The organism is Amycolatopsis sp. NPDC051071, assembly GCF_040682875.1.
GTDB lineage: Bacteria > Actinomycetota > Actinomycetes > Mycobacteriales > Pseudonocardiaceae > Amycolatopsis.
In genome coordinates, this window is record NZ_JBFBBY010000024.1 from 42108 (window position 1) to 61097 (window position 18990).

At 71.1% G+C, this 18990-nt stretch carries 2 protein-coding genes (1 of these 2 cut by a window edge); both read right to left on the minus strand.

From position 1 onward, the window contains the following. Positions 1-5103, minus strand: a complete 5103-nt coding sequence (locus AB0M65_RS11295; protein ID WP_364025042.1) for a type I polyketide synthase — start codon at positions 5101-5103, stop codon at positions 1-3. Beyond that, a protein-coding gene (locus tag AB0M65_RS11300) for a type I polyketide synthase (protein WP_364025045.1) crosses the window boundary here: on the minus strand, positions 5100-18990 show its 3' portion. Its footprint extends 968 nt past the window's final position; the window shows 13891 of its 14859 coding nt (coding positions 969-14859); its start codon lies beyond the right edge, outside the window — the gene reads right to left on this strand; it ends in the stop codon at positions 5100-5102. The genes AB0M65_RS11295 and AB0M65_RS11300 overlap by 4 nt, the downstream gene beginning before the upstream one ends.

Consider the following 18990-nt stretch of genomic DNA (forward strand, 5'->3'; position numbering starts at 1 on the left):
TCAGTTGATGCCGAACTCTCGGCCGATGAACTCGAACATCTCGTCGTCCGAAGCGGTGTCGAGCCGTCCGGTCAGTTCCGCGTCTTCTTCGTCGTCCTGATCCCAGGCGGCGGCGAGCAGCTTCAGCCGGGCGCCGATCTTCGCGCGCTCCCGCGGATCCGGCGTCGCTGTCGTCATCAGGCGTTCGGCCGTGCCGAGCACGTCGAGCAGCGACGGCTCTCCCCGCTCGTCGCCGGGGACGACGTCCAGCAGATGCTCGACCATCGCTTCGGTGCTCGGATGGTCGAAGACCACGGTGGCCGGGAGCGGGATCCCCGTCGCGCGGCTGAGCCGGTTACGCAGCTCGACCGAGGTCAGGGAGTCGAAGCCGAGGTCCTTGAACACCCGGCCGGGTGCCACCGTCGCCAGATCGGCGTGCCCGAGTACGTCGGCGACGTGCCTGCGTACGAGGTCGGTCAGGATCTCCCGGCGCTCTTCGGTGGTCTTGCCCGCCAAGGTCAGCGCCGGGACCCCGGCCGCCCGGCGGCTCGATCGGCGGACGAGGCCACGCAGCAACGGCGGTGCCTCGTCGGCGTCCATTGTGGACAAGTCGAGCCGGATCGGGACGAGATGCGGCTCGCCGCGGCCGAGTGCGGTGTCGAACAGGGCCAGGGCGTCCACTGTGGACAGTCCGTCCTGTCCGGCCGCCATGCCGACCTCGGACCAGGCACCCCAGGAGAGCGACACCGTTGGCAGCCCCCGCGTATGCCGATCGCGGGCAAGACCGTCGAGGCAAGCGTTTGCGGCAGCGTAGTTCCCCTGTCCGGCGTTACCGAACACACCGGCTGCCGACGAGAACAGCACCAGCTTGACGTCGTCGGCCAGAAGGTCGTCCAGATTCAGCGCGGCCCGCACCTTCGGCCCGAACACCCTGGCCACCTTCGCCGGGTCGAGCGATCCGAGCACGCCGTCGTCCAGCACGCCCGCCGTATGGATCACCGCGGTCACGCCGTCCAGCGCCGCGGCCAGTCCGGCCCGGTCCACCACGTCGCAGGCGACCAGGTCGGCCTTCGCGCCGAGGTCGGTCAGGTCGGCGGCCAGTTCCTTCGCGCCGGGGGCCTCGGCGCCCCGGCGTGACACCAGCACGACGTCGCGGACACCGTGTCCGGCCACCAGATGCCGGGCCACCACCGCACCGAGCCCGCCGGTCCCGCCGGTGATCAAGACCCGATCGGCGGCACCCAAAGGGAACTCGCCCGCTTCGCCGGAATCCCGGACCAGCCGGGGCACGAAGAACTTCCCGTCCCGGATCACGACTTCCGGATCGTCCAAGCCCAGCACCGCACGCGGCACGGTTCCGCCGGGATCGTCGGTGTCGATCAGCACGTACCGGCCGGGATTCTCGGCTTGCGCCGACCGCGTCAGCCCGCGCACCGCGGCACCACCCAGGTCGACCCGCTCACCGGGCAGTCCGGCGGCGTTCCGCGTGACCAGTGCCAGCCGCGAACCATCCCGGATCCGGTCGAGTGCCCATTCGGTGGCCTCGTCCGGCGCGAGATCCGCAGGAACGACGACGAACTCTGCCTCCGACGGCTCGGCCGAACCGGACTCGGCCGGGATCCAGTCGACGCGGTAGAGCGAGTCGGTCGTCCCGCCGACGTCTTTCGCGCTCGAAGCACGCAAGACCAGGCTCTCGACCGAAAGGACCGGGTTGCCTGCCGCGTCGGCCAGCCGGAGCGACACCGTGTCCGGTCCGGCCGGGGTGAGCCGGACCCGGGCGGCCGCCGCGCCGGTGGCGTGCAGGCGGACCCCGGACCACGCGAACGGCAGCCGGACGGCGCCGTCCCCGCTGATCGCCTTGGCCAGTGCGGCCCCGTGCAACGCCGCGTCGAGCAACGCCGGATGCAGCCCGAACCCGTCCGTCTCGATGTCCTCGGGCAACGCGATCTCGGCGAACACCTCGTCGCCGGATCGCCAGGCCGCGCGCATTCCGGCGAACGCCGGGCCGTAGTCAAGGCCCAGCTCCGCCAAACCCTGGTAGAAACCTTCCAGGTCAACGGGTTCCGCGTCGGCGGGCAGCCAGTCCGCCTGCTCCGCGGGCACGTCCGCCCCGGTGGCGAGCAGGCCGGTCGCGTGCCGGATCCAGGCACCCGCCGCCCGCGTGTGGACGCTCAGCGGCCTGCGCCCGTCGTCGTCCTTGCCGCCGACGGTGACCCGCAGATCCACCCCGGTGCCGGTCAGGACCACGGGTGCTTCGAGGGTGAGGTCGTCGAGGACGTCGCAGCCGACGTGGTCGCCAGCGGCGAAGGCCAGGTCGACGAGTGCGCTGCCGGGCACCAGGACCGCACCGAAAACGCGATGGTCGGCGAGCCACGGGAGGGTCTTGTCGGAGAGACGGCCGGTCAGCACGACACCGTCGGAGTCCGGTTGCTCCACCACCGCACCGGCCAGCGGATGCGTCGCGCTGGTGAGGCCGAGGCCCGCCGGATCGCCGGTGCCCGCGGCTTCCGTCAGCCAGAAGTGCTCGCGCTGGAACGCGTACGTCGGCAGGTCGATCACCCGGCCGCCACGTCCCGCGAACACACCGTGCCAGTCCATTTCGGCGCCACGCGTGTGGGCCTCGCCCAATGCCTGGGTGAACGTGAGGACCTCGGACCGGCCGGTGCGCAGGGCGGGCAGGAAGGCCGCGTCGTCGGTCACCGCCTGGCCCATCGCGCTCAAGACACCACCGGGCCCGAGTTCGAGGACCGTCGCGACGCCGTCGGTGACCATCGCCGTCACGCCGTCGGCGAACCGGACCGGTCGGCGCAGATGGGAAACCCAGTGCTCCGGGTCGCGGACATCGCCGTCCGAAACGACCGGGATCTTCGGCGCGTGGAACGTCAGTTCCTTCGCCACCGCGTGGAATTCGTCCAGTATCGGTTCCATCAGGTGCGAATGGAACGCGTGACTGACCTGCAGCAGTTTGACCCGGCGGCCGCGGGCGACCCAGACGGCTTCGACCTCGGCCACGCCGTCGTCGGTTCCCGAGACGACCACCGAACGCGGGCCGTTGACCGCGGCGATGTCCACGCCGGGCAAGAGACTCTCGACGACCTCGGCCTCGGTCGCCTCGACCGCCAGCATCGCCCCGTCCTCGGGCAGGGCCTGCATCAACCGGCCACGGGTGGCCACCAGCTTCGCGGCGTCCGGGAGCGACAGCACCCCGGAGACATGCGCCGCCACCAGCTCGCCGATCGAGTGGCCCGCCAGGAAGTCCGGCTTCAGGCCCCACGCTTCGGCCAGCCGGAACAACGCGGTTTCGACGGCGAACAAGCCGGTCTGCGTGAACACCGTCCGATCCACCAGATCCGGCCGCTCGAACACGACCTGCCGGATCGGCTCGGGCAGATACCGGTCCAGTTCCATGCAGACCTCGTCGAAAGCGTCCCGGAACACCGGGAACGCTTCGTACAGCTCGCGGCCCATGCCCGCCTTTTGCGCACCCTGGCCGGTGAAGACCACGGCGAGTTTGCCCGCCGTCACCGTCCCTCGCACCAGCGCGGGATGGCTCTCTCCCGCCGCCAAAGCCGCGAGCCCACCCGTCAGGTCGCCACTGATCACCGCGCGGTGCTCGAACCGGGACCGCGACACCGCCAGCGAAAGCCCGACGTCGACCGGCGCCGACTCGGCGACCGGCCTCAGCTTCGCGGCCTGCGCCCGCAACGCCGGTTCGGATCGGGCCGACAGCACCCACGGCACCACCTCGGCCGAGACCACCGGCCGATCCGGGACGCGGGGTTCGGGAGCCTGTTCGAGGATCACGTGGGCGTTGGTGCCGCTGAGGCCGAACGACGACACGGCGGCCCGGAACGGCTGCCCGGTCCCCGGCCACTTCCGCTGCTCGGTCACCAGGGAGACGACGCCTTCGGACCAGTCCACTTTGGATGAAGGCCGGTCGACATGCAGTGTCCGCGGCACGACACCGTGGCGCATCGCCTGCACCATCTTGATGATCCCCGCGACACCGGCCGCGGCCTGCGTATGCCCGATATTCGACTTCACCGAACCCACCAGCAGCGGACGGTCGGCCGCGCGGCCCCGCCGGTAGGCGGCGATCAGGGCGTGGGCCTCGATCGGGTCGCCCAGCGTCGTACCCGTGCCGTGGGCTTCGACGACGTCCAGCTGCGACGGCGAAAGCCGCGCGTCGGCGAGGGCGTCCCGGATCACGCGTTGCTGCGACGGCCCGTTCGGCGCGGTCAGCCCGCTGCTCGCGCCGTCGGAGTTGATCGCCGAACCACGCACCACGGCCAGTATCCGGCGTCCGTTGCGCTCGGCGTCCGAAAGCCGTTCCAGCACCAGGACTCCGACGCCTTCGGAGAACCCGGTCCCGTCCGCCGCGTCCGCGAACGCCTTGCAGAGGCCGTCCGCCGCGAGCCCGCGTTGCCGGGAGAACTCCAGGATGGTGCCGGGGGTGGGCATCACCGTGGCGCCACCCGCGAGCGCGAGCGTGGTTTCCCCGCCGCGCAGCGACCGCATGGCCCAGTGCAGGGCGACCAGCGACGACGAACACGCCGTGTCGATTGTGACGGCCGGTCCTTCCAGGCCCCAGGTGAACGCGACCCGGCCGGAGGCGATGCTGCCGGAACTCCCCGTGCCGAGGAAGCCTTCGGCGCCTTTCGGGACGACGGCCACCCGCGAGACGTAGTCGGTGTTGTTCATCAGCCCGGTGAACACGCCGGTCCGGCTGCCACGCAGGGTCGCCGGATCGATCCCGGCGGCCTCGAATGCCTCCCAAGACACTTCGAGGAGCAACCGGTGCTGCGGGTCCATCGCGACCGCTTCCCGGGGCGACAGCCCGAAGAAGTCCGGATCGAATTCGCCTGCCCGGTCGAGGAAACCGCCGCGCGCGTCCAGCTCCCAGCCCCGGTCCGCCGGGATCTCGGTGATCCCGGTGCGGCCGTCCGCCACCAGCCGCCACAGCTCGTCCGGCGTACCGACGCCACCCGGGTACCGGCAGCCCATCCCGACGATCGCGATCGGCTCGTGGTCGCGCTCCTGCGCCTCGGCCAGTTTCCCCCGCGCCTCACGCAGATCCGCGGTGGCCCGTTTGAGGTAGTCCAGCAGCTTCTCTTCGTTGGTCACGAGGTCCCCAGTTCGTTGTCGAGCAAACCGAAAAGCTCTTCCGCGGTGGTGGAGCTCAGGTCCTGCGCGGTGTCCGTCCGATCGGCGGCGCCCCACTTCGACACCATCGACCGCAGCCGGTCGACCAGCACCGTCCGATCGTCACCGAGCTGCCCGGCGGACAGTGCGGCTTCGAGCCGGTCGAGGTCGGTGTGCGCGGCGCGGACCGGGTCGGCGCCGGTCACCCCCGCCAGCTCGTCGAGCAGGTGCTCGGCGAGTACGTCGCTGGTGGGGTAGTCGAAGATCAGCGTCGTCGGCAGCGTCAGCCCGGTCAGGTCGCCGAGCTGGTTGCGGATCTGCAGCGCGGTGAGCGAGTCGACGCCGAGTTCGAGGAATCCCCGGTTCGCCGGGATCGCCGCGGGATCGGAGTGGCCAAGGACGGCGGCGACCTGACGGCGGACCGCGTCCAGCACCAGTTCCCGCCGTGCGACGACGTCGAGCCCGGTCAGGCTCGCGACCAGTCCGGCGGACGACGATCCACTCTCCCGGCGTGCCTTCCGCGCCGGTGTGCGGACCAGCTCGCGCAGCAACGGCGAGGTTTCGCCGGACAGGTCGAGCCGGATCGGCACGGCGTGGGCCTCGTCCTGGATCAACGCCAGGTCGAACAGGGCCAAGGCGTCCACAGTGGACAGCCCGTCCTGTCCGGCGGCCATACCGGCCTCGGACCAGGCACCCCAGGACAGCGACACCGCGGGCAGCCCGCGTGCCCGCCGATCCCGTGCCAGCCCGTCGAGGCAGGCGTTCGCGGCCGCGTAACTGCCCTGTCCGGCATTGCCGAAGACGCCGGCCGCCGACGAGAACAGCACGAACTTCACTTCGTCGCCGAGGAGGTCGTCCAGGTTCAGCGCGCCTCGCACCTTCGGCCCGAACACCCGCGCGACCCGCTCGGGATCCAGCGAACCGACGACGCCGTCGTCCAGCACCCCCGCCGTGTGGATCACCGCGGTCACCCCTCGGCCACCCAGCACTTCGGCCAGTCCGGCGTGATCCGCGACGTCGCAGGCCACGATGTCCACAGTGGACCCGGCCGCGACCAGTTCGGCCTCGAGTTCCAGCGCACCAGGCGCCTCGGCACCACGGCGTGACATGAGGACGACGTCGCGGACACCGTGCCCGGCCACGAGATGCCGGGCGACTTCCGCGCCGAGGCCACCGGTCCCGCCGGTGATCAAGACCCGATCGGCGGCCCCCAGCGGGAACTCGCCACTCGTCGCGCCTCGCTGCCGCAGAAGCCTCGGCGCGAACGCCTTTCCTTCGCGGACAACCACTTCCGGTTCGGCGAACGCTCCTTCGACCTGGTCCGGGTTGTCGGTGTCGATCAGCACGTACACGCCGGGGTTCTCCGACTGCGCCGACCGCACCAGACCCCGTACGGCAGCACCACCGAGATCGACACTCTCACCAGGCAAACCCGCCGCACGCCGAGTCACCACGACCAGCGGCACACCCTCCTGCAACCGGGACAACACCGCGCAGACAGCCGCTTCCGGGTCCTGCCCCGGCTTGACGAACAGGCGCTCCGTCGCGTCGATCCCGCCGGCCGGGGTGAGTTCCGACCAGCCGACCCGGTACAGCGAGTCGGCGGCGCCGGACGACATCGCCCGCAGCGCGAGGGAAGCCACGGTGGCGATCGGCGTGCCGTCCGCGGCGGTCAAGGCCAGCGACACGGTGTCCACGCCGGCCGGGGTGACCCGGACCCGGGCGGCCGTCGCCCCGGTGGCGTGCAGCCGCACACCGGACCACGCGTACGGCAGCCTGGCCTTGCCGTCACCGCCGACGGCGGGCGACAGGGCGATCGCGTGCAGTGCGGCGTCGAACAAGGCCGGGTGCGGGGCGAATCCGGCGACGTCGGTGCCGTCCGGCAGGGAAACCTCGGCGAGCACGTCGTCGCCGAGCCGCCAGGCCGCGTCCAGTCCGGCGAACACCGGGCCGTAGTCGAGGCCCCCCACCGCCAAACCATCGTAGAAGCCTTCCAGCGCAAGGGGTTCCGCGTCGGCGATCGACCAGTCCACGAGTGCGGGCTCCTCGACGCTCTCGGCAACCGTGCCCGCCGCGTGCTGGGTCCACGGCTCGTCGTCCGTGCGGGAATGGATCCGCACTTCCCGTTTGCCGTCCTCGTCCGGCGCGCCGACGGTGACCCGCAGGTCCGCCCCGGCGTCCGGGACGACCAGCGGCGCCTCCATGGCCAGTTCGCCGACGACCCCGCAGCCGACGTGCCCGCCCGCGGTGCTCGCCAGTTCGACGAACGCCGTGCCGGGGAACAGGATCGCGTCCCGCACCCGGTGCTCCGCCAGCCACGGCGTGCTCCGCGGGGAGACGCGGGCGGTCAGGACGACACCTTCGGACCCGGGAAGTTCCACCACGGCGCCCACGAGCGGATGTCCGGTCCCGGTCAGGCCCAGTCCGGCCGCGCCGGTCGTGAGACCGCCGGTCAGCCAGAAATGCCTGCCCTGGAAGGCGTAGGTGGGTAGTTCGATCCGTTTGCCGCCGCGTTCGGCGAATACGCCTTCCCAGTCCAGTTCCGCGCCGCGGATATGGGCCTCGCCGAGTGCCTGGGTGAACGTCGCCAGTTCGGACCGCTCGGGTTTGAGCGCGGGGAGGAACACGGCCTCGTCGGTGCACGCCTGCCCCATCGCGGAAAGGACCGCGCCGGGACCGAGTTCGACGACCGTGGTGACGCCTTCAGCGACCAGTGTCGCGACGCCTTCGGCGAACCGGACGGCCTGGCGGACGTGCGCGACCCAGTAGCCGGGGTCACGCAGTTCTTCCGACGCCACTCGTCCGGTCACCGTGGACACGATCGGGATCCGGGGTTCGCCGAACACCAGCCCCTTGGCCACCGCGCGGAAGTCGTCCAGCATCGGCTCCATCAGCCGCGAGTGGAACGCGTGGCTGACGCGGAGCCGCCGTACCTTGCGGCCCAGGCCCGCGAAGGTCTGTTCCAGGCGCGCGACAGCGTCTTCGCCACCGGAGACCACCACCGAACGCGGGCCGTTGACCGCCGCGATGTCCACATCGGACACCAGTGCCTCGGCGACCTCAGCTTCGGTCGCCTCGATCGACAGCATCGCGCCGCCTTCGGGCAGCTCCTCCATCAACCGGCCGCGAGCGGCGACCAGTACCGCGGCGTCGGCCAGCGACAACACCCCGGACACGTGGGCGGCCACCAGTTCCCCGATCGAATGCCCGGCGAGCAGATCCGGCTTCAGGCCCCACGACTCGGCCAGCCGGAACAACGCCACCTCGACGGCGAACAACCCGGCCTGCGTGAACAGCGTCCGGTCCAGCCGGTCCGCCCCGTTGAAGACGACGTCGCGTACGGAAGCGCCGACGTGCGTAGTCAATTCAGCGCAGACCTCGTCAAAGGTTTCGCGGAACACCGGGAAGGCCGCGTACAGCTCACGCCCCATCCCGGCGCGCTGGGCGCCCTGGCCGGTGAACACGATCGCGAGTTTTCCGGGTATCGCCGTCCCGGTGGTCACGCCGGGATGCGGTTCGCCCGCGGCCAGCGCGGCCAGTCCGGACAGCAGTTCGTCACCCGCGCCGGTGATCACGGCACGGTGCTCGAACCGGGCGCGAGTCGTCACCGACGACAGCCCCACGTCCACCGGGTTCAGGCCGGCCACGGCCGAACGCAGCTTGCCCGCCTGTGCCCGCAACGCGGTTTCGGACTTCGCCGACAGCACCCACGGCACCACGTCGGCCAGGACGATCGATGACCGCTGGACGGCCGGTTCCGGCGCCTGCTCCAGGATCACGTGCGCGTTCGTCCCGCTGATCCCGAACGACGAGACCGCCGCGCGCCATGGCCGGTCCACCCGGGGGAAGGGGGTGGCTTCGGTCAGCAGCGAGACCGCGCCAGCCGACCAGTCGACGTGGCTCGACGGCTTGTCGACGTGCAGTGTCTTCGGCACGACCCCGTGCCGCATGGCCTGCACCATCTTGATGATCCCGGCGACACCGGCCGCGGCCTGGGTGTGCCCGATATTCGACTTCACCGAACCGACCAGGAGCGGGCTTCCGGTGCGGCCTTGTCCGTAGGTGGCCAGCAGGGCTTGTGCCTCGATGGGGTCACCCAGTTTCGTACCCGTGCCATGCGCTTCGACCACGTCGACGTCGGCGGCGGACAATCCGGCGTCGGCCAGCGCCTGCCGGATCACCCGCTGCTGCGAAGGGCCGTTCGGCGCCGTCAGGCCATTCGACGCGCCGTCCTGGTTCACCGCGGAACCCCGCACCACCGCCAGCACCTGGTGTCCGTTCGCCAGCGCGTCCGACAGCCGTTCCACCATCAGCAGCCCGACGCCTTCGGACCAGTTCGTGCCGTCGGCCGCCTCCGCGAACGGCTTGCACCGCCCGTCCGGCGCGAGGCCACGCTGCCGGGAGAACCCGGTGAACGTGGTCGCGTTGGGCATCACCGTCACGCCGCCAGCCAGTGCCAGCGAGCATTCCCCGCGCCGGAGCGACTGCATTGCCCAGTGCAGGGCCACCAGCGACGACGAGCACGCCGTGTCCACGGTGACGGCGGGGCCTTCCAGCCCGAAGGTGTAGGCGACCCGGCCGGATACCACACTGCCCGAGTTCCCGGTGCCGAGGAAGCCTTCCACCCCTTCGGGTACCTCGACCAGTTTGGAGGCGTACTCGTGGTACATCATGCCGCTGAACACGCCGGTCTTGCTGCCACGCAACGATTCCGGCGCGATACCCGCGGATTCGAACGCCTCCCACGCGGTTTCCAGCAGCAAGCGCTGCTGCGGGTCCATCGCGAGTGCCTCGTTCGGCGAGATCCCGAAGAACCCGGCGTCGAAGTTCCCGGCACCGGTCAGGAAACCACCCTCGCGGACGTAGGAGGTGCCGGGGTTGTCCGGATCGTCGTCGAAGAGCCCGTCGAGGTCCCAGCCGCGGTCGGCCGGGAACCCGGCGATCCCGTCGCCCCCGTTGAGCAGCAGCTCCCAGAACTCGGCCGGACTCCCCACCCCGCCGGGGAACCGGCAGCTCATACCGATGATGGCGATCGCCTCGTCGGTGACGTCGGCGGTGGTCGCGTTCTCGACGATCTCGGCGCCGAACAACTCGGCGTGGAGGTAATCGGCCACCGCCGAGGACGACGGATGGTCGAAGGCCAGCGTCGTGGGCGGCGTCAGCCCGGTGCGTTCGGCGATCCGGTTCCGCAGTTCGACCGCGGTCAGCGAATCGATACCCAGATCCCGGAACACGCCGTCCTTCTGTACCGCGGCGGGGCCGTCGAAACCGAGCACCTCGGCGACCTCGGCCCGCACCAGTTCCAGCAGCACCACACGGCGGTCCGCGGCGGGCGAAGCGGCCAGCCGCCCGGCGAACGTCTTCGGCGACGGCTGCCGTCCGGTGACCACCCGCCTGCTCGGACCCCGCGTGAGGCCCCGCAGCAAGGGCGGAAGCTCTCCGCCGAGGTCGAGCCGGATCGGGACCAGATGCGGTTCGTCCTGGGCGAGCGCGGTGTCGAACAAGGTCAGGGCGTCCACAGTGGACAACCCGTCCTGTCCGGCCGCCATCCCGGTCTCCGACCAAGCACCCCAGGCCAGGGACACCGCGGGGAGCCCACTCGACCGCCGATCGCGGGCGATTCCGTCCAAGCAAGCGTTCGCGGCCGCGTAGTTGCCCTGCCCGGCGTTGCCGAACATCCCGGCCGCGGACGAGAAGAACACCAGTTTGACGTCTTCGGGGAGGAGCTGGTCCAGGTTCAGCGCGGCCCGCACCTTGGGGCCGAACACAGTGGCCACCTTCGCCGGGTCGAGCGATCCGATCACGCCGTCGTCGAGCACCCCCGCCGTATGGATCACCGCGGTCACGCCGTCCAGCACCGCGGCCAGCTCGTCCTCGTCGGCGACGTCGCACGCCACGACGTCCACAATGGACCCCAGCGCGGTCAAGTCCGCCCGGAGTTCCTCCGCGCCCGGCGCCTCGGGTCCCCGGCGTGACACCAGCACGAGATCGCGGACACCATGCCCGGCCACCAGATGCCGGGCCACCACCGCGCCGAGACCACCGGTCCCGCCGGTGATCAAGACCCGATCGGCGGCACCCAGCGGGAACTCACCCGCCTCGCCGGAGTGCCGGGCCAGGCGCGGCACGAGGATCTTCCCGTCTCGGAGCACGACTTCCGGCTCACCGAGACTCAGCACGCCTTCGGGCAGGTCCGCGCCGTCGGTGTCGACGAGCACGTACAGGCCGGGGTTCTCCGACTGCGCCGACCGCACCAGACCCCGTACGGCCGCACCACCGAGATCGACGCTTTCACCGGGCAGACCGGCCGCACGCCGAGTCACCACGACCAGCGGCACACCCTCCTGCAACCGGGACAACACCGCGCAGACAGCCGCTTCCGGGTCCTGCCCGGGCTCGACCACCAACCGCTCCATCGCGACGTCGGTGCCTTCTCCCGCGGCGACTTCCTGCCATTCGACGCGGTACAGCGAGTCCGCGTGCGTGGTGAAGACCTCGGTGGCGAGGGGACGCAGGACCAGGGAGCCGACCGACAGCACGGGCGCGCCATCGGGGTCGGTCACCAGCAGGGCGACCGTTCCTTCGCCCTGTGCGGAGATCCGGACCCGCAGTTCGGTCGCACCGGTGGCGTAGAGCCGTACTCCGGACCAGGCGAACGGCAGGGCGACCCCCTCACCCGCCGCGTCGGAGAGCGCGATGGCGTGCAGGCAGGCGTCCAGCAGGGCCGGATGCAGTGCGAACCCGTCGACAGCGGTACCGGAAGGCAGTGAGACCTCGGCGAAGACGTCCAGCCCACGGCGCCACGCGGCACCCAGACCGGCGAACAGCGGACCGTACTCAAGACCGGCTTCGGCGAGCCCCGCGTAGAGACCGTCGAGGACGACGGCGTCCGCGTCGGCCGGCGGCCAAGGCTCCTCACGCGGCGGAGTGATGATGCCGCCGCTCATCGTGCCCCGCGCGTGCCGGGTCCAGTCCCCGCCGTGCCGCGAATGGACGGAGACCCCGCCGTCGGCTTCCACCGTCACGCGGAGGTCCACGTCTTCTTCCGCCAGCACGAGCGGAGCTTCCAGCGTGAGTTCGTCAAGGATGTCGTAGCCAAGGTGGTCGCCTGCCACGACGGCGAGTTCGACGAACGCGGCGCCGGGCAGCAGCACCGCTCCCCGCACCCGGTGCCCGGCGAGCCAGGGATGGAGCCGCGTCGAGATCCGGCCGGTCAGCACGACGCCGCCGCTGTCCGGCAGTTCGACGACGGCGCCGACCAGCGGATGCGGGCTGGCGAGCAGCCCCAGCCCGCCGGGTTCACCCGCAAGGGCGGTCGGCGCCAGCCAGTAGCGTTCGCGTTGGAACGCGTAGGTCGGCAGGTCGATCCGCCGTCCGCCGCGGCCCGCGAAGACCCCGGTCCAGTCGAGTTCGGCACCGCGCACGTGGGCGTCACCCAAGGCCTTGGTGAACGTCGCCGCCTCGGACCGGTCAGACCTGAGTGCGGGCAAGAAGACCGCGGCGTCCGTGCACGACTGGCCCATCCCCGACAGCACGCCGCCGGGGCCGAGCTCGATCACCGTGGTGACGCCGTCGGCCACCATCGCCGTGATGCTGTCGGCGAACCGGACCGCTTGGCGCACCTGGGAAACCCAATAACCCGGGTCGCGGACATCGCCGGTCGACACTACCGGCGTCTTCGGGTCATGGAACGTCAGTTCCCGCACCACCGCAAGGAACTCGTCGAGCATCGGCTCCATCAAGTGCGAATGGAACGCGTGACTGACCTGAAGGCGTTTGGTCCTGCGCTCGGCGAAGACCTTCTCCAGTTCGGCGACCGCGGCCTCGTCACCGGAGACGACCACCGACGTCGGGCCGTTGACCGCGGCGATGTCCACCCCGGACACCAACACCTCGGCGACCTCGGCCTCGGACGCCTCCACGGCGAGCATCGCGCCGCCTGCGGGCAGGGCCTGCATCAACCCACCTCGCGTGGCCACCAGCTTCGCGGCGTCCGGCAGCGACAACACTCCGGCGACGTGCGCGGCCACCAGCTCCCCGATGGAGTGGCCCGCCAGGAAGTCCGGCTTCAGGCCCCAGGATTCAGCCAGCCGGAACAACGCGGTCTCGACAGCGAACAACCCGGCCTGGGTGAACATCGTCCGGTCCAGCAGGTCGCCTTGCGCGAAGACCACGTCCTTGATCGGCTCCGGAAGATGCCGGTCCAGTTCCGCACAAGCCGCGTCGAAAGCCTCCCGGAACACCGGGAACGCCTCGTACAGCTCGCGCCCCATCCCGAGCCGCTGCGCGCCCTGGCCGGTGAAGACCACGGCTAGCTTGCCCCCTGTGACAGGCGCGGAAGGGTTCTTCCCCGCCGCCAAAGCCGCCAGCCCGCCGGGCAGATCCCCGGTGAGCACGGCGCGATGGTCGAAGCGGGACCGGGACAACGCCAGGGAAAGGCCGGCATCGACCGGATCCAGGTCGGTGACCGAACTCAGCCGCGCGGCTTGTGCTCGCAGCGCCTCCCCGGACTTCGCCGACAGGACCCACGGAACGACGTCCGTCGCCACGACCGGGGAGTCCGAAATGGACTGTTCCGGTCCGGCCTGTTCGAGGATCACGTGCGCGTTCGTCCCGCTGATCCCGAACGACGACACCCCGGCGCGCCACGGACGATCCAACTCGGGCAGTGAAGCGGATTCGGTCAGCAGCGAGATCGCGCCTGCCGACCAATCGACCTGCGTGCTCGGGACGTCGGAGTACAGCGACTTCGGAACCACACCCGCACGCATCGCGAGCACCATCTTGATGATCCCGGCGACACCGGCGGCGGCCTGCGTGTGGCCGAGGTTCGACTTCAGCGAACCCAGCAGCAACGGCCGCTCGGCCGGACGGTCCTGGCCGTAGGTCGCCAGCAGCGCTTGCACCTCGATCGGGTCCCCGAGCCGAGTGCCCGTTCCGTGCCCCTCCACCACATCGACGTCCGCGGCGGCGACACCGGCGTCGGCGAGTGCCTGCCGGATGACGCGTTGCTGCGAAGGGCCGTTCGGCGCCGTGAGGCCGTTCGACGCGCCATCGGAGTTCACCGCGGAACCCCGCACGACGGCGAGCACCTGGTGACCGTTGGCCCGCGCGTCCGAGAGGCGTTCGAGCAGGACCAGGCCGACACCTTCCGACCAGCCGGTCCCGTCGGCCGTGTCGGCGAACGGTTTGCACCGGCCGTCACGGGCGAGGCCACCTTGCTGGGCGAACCCGACGAACGTGTCCGGACCAGCCATCACGGTCACACCGCCCGCCAGTGCCAGCGAGCTTTCCCCGCGCCGCAACGACTGCACCGCCAGATGCAAGGCGACCAAGGACGACGAACACGCCGTGTCGACGGTGAGCGCGGGGCCTTCCAGCCCGAGCGCGTACGAGACCCGGCCGGACGCGATGCTGCTGGAACTGCCGTTGCCGATGAAGCCGGACAGTTCGTCCGGGATCTCGGTCAGCCGGGCGGCGTAGTTGTGGTACATCAGCCCGGCGAACACGCCGGTCCGGCTGCCCCGCAATGAGGCAGGGTCGATCCCCGCCCGCTCCAGGGCCTCCCACGACGCCTCCAGCAGCAGCCGCTGCTGCGGATCCATCGCCAGCGCCTCACGCGGCGAAATCCCGAAGAAGGCGGGGTCGAATTCCGCGGCGTCGTAAAGGAAACCACCCTCGCGGGCATAGCCGTCTTCGAGCAAGCCGCCGATCTCCCAGCCGCGGTCGGCGGGATACGCCGAGATCCCGTCACCCCCGGCCGCGAGCAGCTGCCAAAGCTCCTCCGGCGTGGTCACGCCGCCGGGATAGCGGCAGCTCATCGCGACAATCGCGATCGGCTCGCCGTCCGAGGCCGCCGTCCGCTGGTCGAGGATGACGGCTCGCGTGCCCGACAGTTCCCCGTCGAGGTGATCGGCCACCGCCGCCACGGTCGGGTAGTCGAAAACCAGGGACGCGGGCAGCCGCAGCCCGGTCAGGGTGCCGATGCGGTTGCGCAGCTCGACGGCCGTCAAGGAGTCGAAACCCAGGTCGCGGAACGCCTTACGGGCGTCCGTCGCGTCCAGGACGGCGAGGCCCAGGACGGCGGCGGCCTCACCGGACACCAGCTCACGCAGCTTCGCGCGGCGTTCGTCCGACGGCATCGCGGCCAGCCGTTCGGCGACCGAGCCCCGCGCGTTCGCCGTGCGGCGAACCGGCCTGCGGACCAGACCACGCAGGAGCGGCACGTCATCGGACACAGTGGACAGATCGAGGCGGGCGGGTACGAAATGGCCGTCCGGCTGGGTCAGCATCCAGTCGAACAGGGCGAGCGCGTGTTCGGTGCTCAACGCGAGTACGCCGCCGCGTGCCATCCGGTCGAGGTCGGTCTCCCCCGCCATCCCGGTTTCCCAAGCGCCCCAAGCCATCGACACCGCGTGCTGCCCGTCGGCACGGCGCTGACGTGCGAGCGCGTCGAGGAAGGCGTTCGCGGCGGCGTAATTCCCTTGTCCGGCGTTGCCAAGGACTCCGGCGGCCGAGGAGAACAGGACGAACGCCGACAGGTCGCCGAGCAGTTCGTGCAGGTTCAGCGCGGCCCGCGCCTTGGCATGGAAGACGCGCGAGATCCGCTCCGGGGTCAGCGACGAGATCACGCCGTCGTCCAGCACACCGGCGGTGTGGATCACCGCGGTGATGTCGCGGCCGTCCAGCGCGGCGGCGAGGGCGTCGCGATCGGCGGCGTCACAGGCCACCAGTTCGGCGGTGGCGCCGAATGCGGCCAGTCCGGCAACCAGTTCCGCCGCACCGGGGGCGGTCTCGCCCCGGCGTGACAACAGGACGAGGTCACGGACGCCGTGGCGGGCCGCGAGATGGCGGGCGACCTCGGCGCCGAGCGCACCCGTCCCACCGGTGATCAGCACCTTGTCACCAGCACCGATCGGGAACTCGGTGGCGTCTCCACTCCGGTGCCGCACGAGCCTCGGGGCGAACACACGGCCGTCGCGTACGACGAGATCCGGTTCCCCCAGCCCCCGGACGTCACCGGGCAGCGTTCCGTCGAGGCTGTCGACCAGGACGTACTGACCGGGGTTCTCCGCCTGGGCGGCCCGGACGAGACCACGGACGGCGGCACCGGCGGGATCGCCGTCGTCGCCGGGGAAGCCTGCCGCTCCCCGCGTGGTCACGACCAGCGGTGTGTCCTCCTGCAACCGCGCGAGGACCGCGGCGAGGACTTCTTCCGCGTCCTGCCCCGGCGCGACGTCGAGACGTTCGGTCCCGCCGTCACCGAGGACGGCACCGGGAAGTTCGGTCCAGTCCACGATGAACAGTGAGTCCGGTGCCCGCACGTCGTCCGAAACCGGGCGCAGGACCAGTGATTCGACCGAAACCACCGGCGCACCGGCGGAGTCGGCGATGGTGAGCGAGACCGCGTCGGTGCCGGCCGGGCTGATCCGGGCCCGCAGCGATGCGGCGCCGGTCGCGTGCAGCCGGATTCCCGACCAGGCGAACGGCAGCCGCGCCTGGCCGTCGTCGAACAGCCCGGTCAAAGCGATCCCGTGCAGCACGCTGTCGAGCAACGCGGGATGGACGCCGAAACCGCCGGTCGAGGTGTCCGTGGGCAGCGAGACCTCGGCGAAGACCTCCTCGCCGAGCCGCCAGGCGGCTTCCAGGCCGCCGAAGGGTGCGTCGTAGCCGAGTCCGCTCGCGGCCAGCCGCTCGTAGAGATCCTGGACGTCCACGGCTCGCGCGCCGGTGGGCGGCCAGACGGCCGGGTTCTCCGGCGTCCGGACGTCGCCGGTGCCGAGGAGGCCACTGGCGTGCCGGACCCACTCGTCGTCCGCGCCGCGGGCGTGCACGCTCAGCGTCCGTCCGCCGTCCACACCGGGCGGGCCCACGACGACACGGAGATCCGTCTCGTCCGAAAGCACCAACGGGGCTTCCAGGGTCAGGTCGTCGATCCGGTCGCAACCCACGTGATCGCCTGCCGCGATCGCCAGGTCCACGAACGCGGTTCCCGGAAGCAGCACCGCGTCGCGCAGGCGGTGGGCCGCGAGCCACGGCTGGGTCCGCGGCGAGAGCCTGCCGGTGAGGACCACGCCGTCGGAGTCAGGCAGGTCGACCACGGCGCCGATCAGCGGATGCGCGCTCGCGGTCTGGCCGAGGCCACCCGGTTTCGCGCCACCTCCGACGGCGTCGAGCCAGAACCGCTCGTGCTGGAACGCGTACGTCGGCAAAGCCGTCCGCCGAGCGCCGCGACCGGCGAAGACGCCGTCCCAGTCGAGGTCGGCCCCGAGGACGTGGGCCGCACCGAGCGCTTGGGTGAAACTGGCCGCTTCCGGCCGGTCCGGGCGCAGTGCGGGCAGGAAGACCGCGTCTTCGGTACAGGCCTGGCCCATTCCCGACAGCACGCCGCCAGGGCCGAGTTCGATCACCGTCGTGACGCCGTCGGCCACCATCGCCGCGACCCCGTCGGCGAACCGGACCGCTTGCCGTACATGGGAAACCCAGTGCTCCGGATCGCGGACATCGCCAGTGGACACGACCGGGATCTTCGGTGCGTCGAAGGTGAGCCCCCGCGCCACCGCGCGGAACTCGTCGAGCATCGGCTCCATCAAATGCGAATGGAACGCGTGACTGACCTGGAGCCGCTTGACCCGGCGCCCCGCGAAAACCCTTTCCAGCTCGGCGATCCCGGCCTCGTCCCCGGAGACGACCACCGACGTCGGGCCGTTCACCGCCGCGATGTCCACCCCGGACACCAGGCTCGCGGCGACCTCGGCCTCCGTTGCTTCGACGGCCAGCATCGCGCCGCCTGTGGGCAGAGCTTGCATCAGACGGCCACGAGCGGCGACCAAGGTCGCGGCGTCCGGGAGTGACAGCACTCCCGCGACGTGAGCGGCGGCCAGCTCCCCGATCGAATGACCCGCGACGAAGTCCGGCTTCACACCCCACGACTCGGCCAGCCGGAACAACGCGGTCTCGACGGCGAACAACCCTGCCTGGGTGAACATCGTCCGGTCCAACAGATCCGACTGCTCGAAGACCACGTCCTTGATCGGCTCCGGAAGATACCGGTCCAGTTCCGCACACACCGCGTCGAACGCGTCCCGGAAAACCGGGAAGGTCTCGTACAGTTCCTTGCCCATGCCGGGCTTTTGCGTGCCCTGGCCGGTGAACACCACGGCCAGTTTCCCGCCGGTGGCCAGGCCCTGGACCAAAGCCGGGTCCGGGGTTCCATCCGCCAGTGCGCCGAGGCCGCGGAGCAGGTCGTCGGCCGAACCGGTGAGCACCGCGCGGTGCTCGAACCGGGCACGCGTCGACGCCAGCGACAGCCCGACGTCCGCGGTGTCGAGACCGTCGACGGCCGACCGCAGTTTCGCGGCCTGGGCCCGCAGTGCCGCCTCGGACTTGGCCGACAGGATCCAGGGCAGCACACCGGCCGGCACCACCGGTTCGGCGACGACGTCGTCCGGACGCGGTGCTTGTTCGAGGATCACATGCGCGTTCGTCCCGCTGATCCCGAACGACGAAACCCCCGCGCGCCAAGGCCTTCCGACCTCCGGCAGGGCACGCTGCCCGGTCAGCAGCGCCACCGCGCCGTCGGACCACTCGACCTGGCTCGACGGCTTGTCGATGTGCAGCGACTTGGGCACGACACCGTGCCGCAGGGCGAGCACCATCTTGATGATCCCCGCGACACCGGCCGCGGCCTGGGTGTGGCCGAGGTTCGACTTCACCGAACCCAGCAGCAGCGGGCGCTCGGCGGGGCGATCCTCGCCGTAGGTGGCCAGCAGGGCCTGCGCCTCGATCGGGTCACCCAGCCTCGTCCCCGTGCCGTGCCCCTCCACGACGTCGACCTGGTCGGCGGGTACGCGTGCGTCGATGAGGGCG